Origin of the sequence: Sphaerochaeta sp., from assembly GCF_050178175.1 — a bacterium.
In the GTDB taxonomy this organism is placed as follows: Bacteria; Spirochaetota; Spirochaetia; order Sphaerochaetales; family Sphaerochaetaceae; genus Sphaerochaeta.
Map to the genome: position 1 here is coordinate 1 of NZ_JBFXGH010000200.1, position 2,547 is coordinate 2,547.

At 50.4% G+C, this 2,547-nt stretch carries 3 protein-coding genes; all 3 read right to left on the reverse strand.

Translation table 11 applies throughout. From position 1 onward, the window contains the following. Positions 1 to 10: 10 nt before the first annotated feature. Genes AB7S66_RS12525 through AB7S66_RS12535 form a run of 3 tightly spaced genes read right to left on the reverse strand, consistent with a single transcriptional unit; the run spans position 11 to position 2,473 of the window. Positions 11 to 625 carry a hypothetical protein gene (locus tag AB7S66_RS12525; protein WP_428520505.1) on the reverse strand — a complete coding sequence of 205 codons (615 nt, stop codon included), beginning with the start codon at positions 623 to 625 and terminating at the stop codon, positions 11 to 13. After that, the gene (locus tag AB7S66_RS12530) at positions 622 to 1,320 is read right to left on the reverse strand and encodes an ABC transporter ATP-binding protein (RefSeq protein ID WP_428520507.1); all 699 of its coding nucleotides are present in this window, start codon (positions 1,318 to 1,320) and stop codon (positions 622 to 624) included. The genes AB7S66_RS12525 and AB7S66_RS12530 overlap by 4 nt, the downstream gene beginning before the upstream one ends. Then, the gene (locus tag AB7S66_RS12535) at positions 1,304 to 2,473 is read right to left on the reverse strand and encodes an ABC transporter permease (protein WP_428520509.1); all 1,170 of its coding nucleotides are present in this window, start codon (positions 2,471 to 2,473) and stop codon (positions 1,304 to 1,306) included. Before AB7S66_RS12535 ends, AB7S66_RS12530 begins: the two co-directional genes overlap by 17 nt. Positions 2,474 to 2,547: the final 74 nt, after the last annotated feature.

A 2,547-nucleotide genomic window follows, 5' to 3' on the forward strand; every position in this document is an offset into this window, starting at 1 on the left:
CCTGGTAGTTCTACTCACTGCCCTTGAACAACCGATGGATCAGGCTATAGTCACAAAAGGCAAGATTCGCATCCAGTTCCCGATATCCTGAATCATAAAGATTGCCCACTACACAGAATTGTGGACGGATTCCATCGTCACCTACCAGCATCAGAGCAACCCGGTCGCCAATACCCACCTGAAGTTCATCAGCCAGGGTGGTGCTGAGCAGTACCTTCTCCAGCGTGGTACTCTCCTTGGGAATTCCATCCATCAAGGTAATCTGGGAGGTTCTCAGTTCGTTGAAATATCCGTCCCCAACACCCTTGAGTCTCACCATCTTGTTTCCGTCTGGACTATAGATCAGGGCATAGCTTTGAGAAACCAGCTGTACATCCAGCACACCTTCCTTCTCGGGCAAGACATGTGTGGAATCCCCATGCACTTGCAGGTGGCCATTACCCAATAGGGCATATTTATCAGCAATCCCCTTACTCATGGACACCACAAAAATCTGTGCAAAGACCAAGGCTCCAACTACCAGTGTGATCAAAACGAGATTAAAGAGGATTCGTTTTCTTGCTGCTCTGCTTCCTTTGTACCCAAGCTTTCTCAGTACCAGAAGACGAAGAAGTCCTTGCCTCAAGAGCGCACCTCCACATTTCCATTATGGAGTTGATAAACGGTATGGCACCGGCTGGCAAAGGAAAGGTTGTGGGTGATCAGCATCAGGGCTACTTCCCGCTCAGCGACCAATGAAAAGAGAAGATCTTCAACCAGTGCAGCATTTCTCTCATCCAATGAACCTGTCGGTTCATCGGCAAAAATGAGTGATGGTTCATTCACCAGGGCCCTTGCAATGGCGACCCGTTGGCGCTCCCCTCCGGAGAGGTGGTCACTGGTGTGCCCCAGTCGGTCCTGCATACCAACCAGTTCAAGCATTGCCAAGGCCTTACGGGAGGCATCTCGCTCACTGTACCCTGCGATCATGGCAGAGATCTGCACATTCTCAAGGGCCGTGAAATCATCCAGAAGCAAACTGCTCTGGAAGATGAAGCCCATAGAACGGCTCCTCAGCCGACTGAGGTGTTCATCATCGAGTTTGGAAATCTCCTTACCTTCAAACCTGATGCTTCCACTGTCTGCAGAGAGCAACCCTGCACTGACCTGCAACAAGGTCGACTTCCCGCTCCCACTTCGACCGGTGATCGCAATACTCGTCGCACGATTCAAGGTGAGGGATACCCCTTCCAATATCTGGATGGGCTCTCCTCCCCTGAGTGTTGCGGGAAAACTCTTTGAGACTTGTTCTAGGGTAAGGACCTCAGTTGACTTCATCATGCGCAAACATCTCCATGATATCTGCCTTCAGGATCTTATGGGTCCCCTGGAAGGACGCAATGAGGCTGAAGACGACAATGACAATAAACAACACCAGAAGTTCCAAACCCCTGATCTCTAGTTCAAGATGAACACCCATCGACCTGTAGACATAGGAAGAGATGGTTGGGTAGACGGCAATACCTGCATAGGAGAGAACAACGCCCACCAAACTTCCAATGACTGCCACTACCATCGCCTGCAACACGAACAAGGCTTGTACCTTTGCCTTGGTAAGCCCGATGGTACGGAGCATGGCAATCTCAGTTTGCTTTGCGAGCAGCAATCTTCTGGAACTGTTCCTGATATGTACCAGTATGACCAACACCATCAGGAAAAGCATCAGTGCCATCATTTTCTGTTCAAGTTCCATGGCACCATACAGGGAAGCGTTTATCTCCATCCAGGTGCTTGTATTGGCAAAACCCAATTGCATGATGTCAGCTTTCACTTCCTTGACATCGTGGGGGGTGAATACCCCAATCTTCAAGGAGACATCATCCTGCAGGGCAAGCAGGGTCCCTACATCACATAGGAAGGTGGAGTGATCAAAATCATAGCTGGTGGTATAGTAAACGGCTCCCACCTCGAGTTCCTTTCTGGACGGGACCACCGTTGCCTGCTTGCCTTTTTTCAGGAAGGTAAGCGTAAGGGGTTCACCCATATCGATGGAACGTGTATTTGAGTAGGAAACCGCAACCTGCCCTTCTTGGAACAGGAATCCACGATAGCTGTTCAGATTGGAAAGGAATCTTCCCTCCCCATCAATACCCCGAAGGCGACCAGCAATGGTCGACCCATCAGTTCCCTGGGCAATGACAGGGATATCTCCATACACAAAGGCATGCTGGACAGAGTCCAACCCCTCGATCAGTGTTGCAGCCTCATTGGCTGCAATGTAATCATTGCTCTCTAGCTCTATCTGGAGGTCGAAGGACTCAAAGGTCCTGATATCATCGAACTGGTTCCGCTGCAGGGCCTGCATAAAGGAAAGCACTGCTACAATTGCAAAGAGACAGAGAGCCAGACCGAGGGAAATACGCACACTTGTCCCGCGATGTCGATTCTGCCTGGAGAAGGCATAGCGGGTGGCAAGGCGCAACAACAAACGCATGATTACCGGTACGAGATGGAAAGAATGCTCTTCCCACCTGGAGCATAGGTGATATCACAGTACGGTCGTCCTTC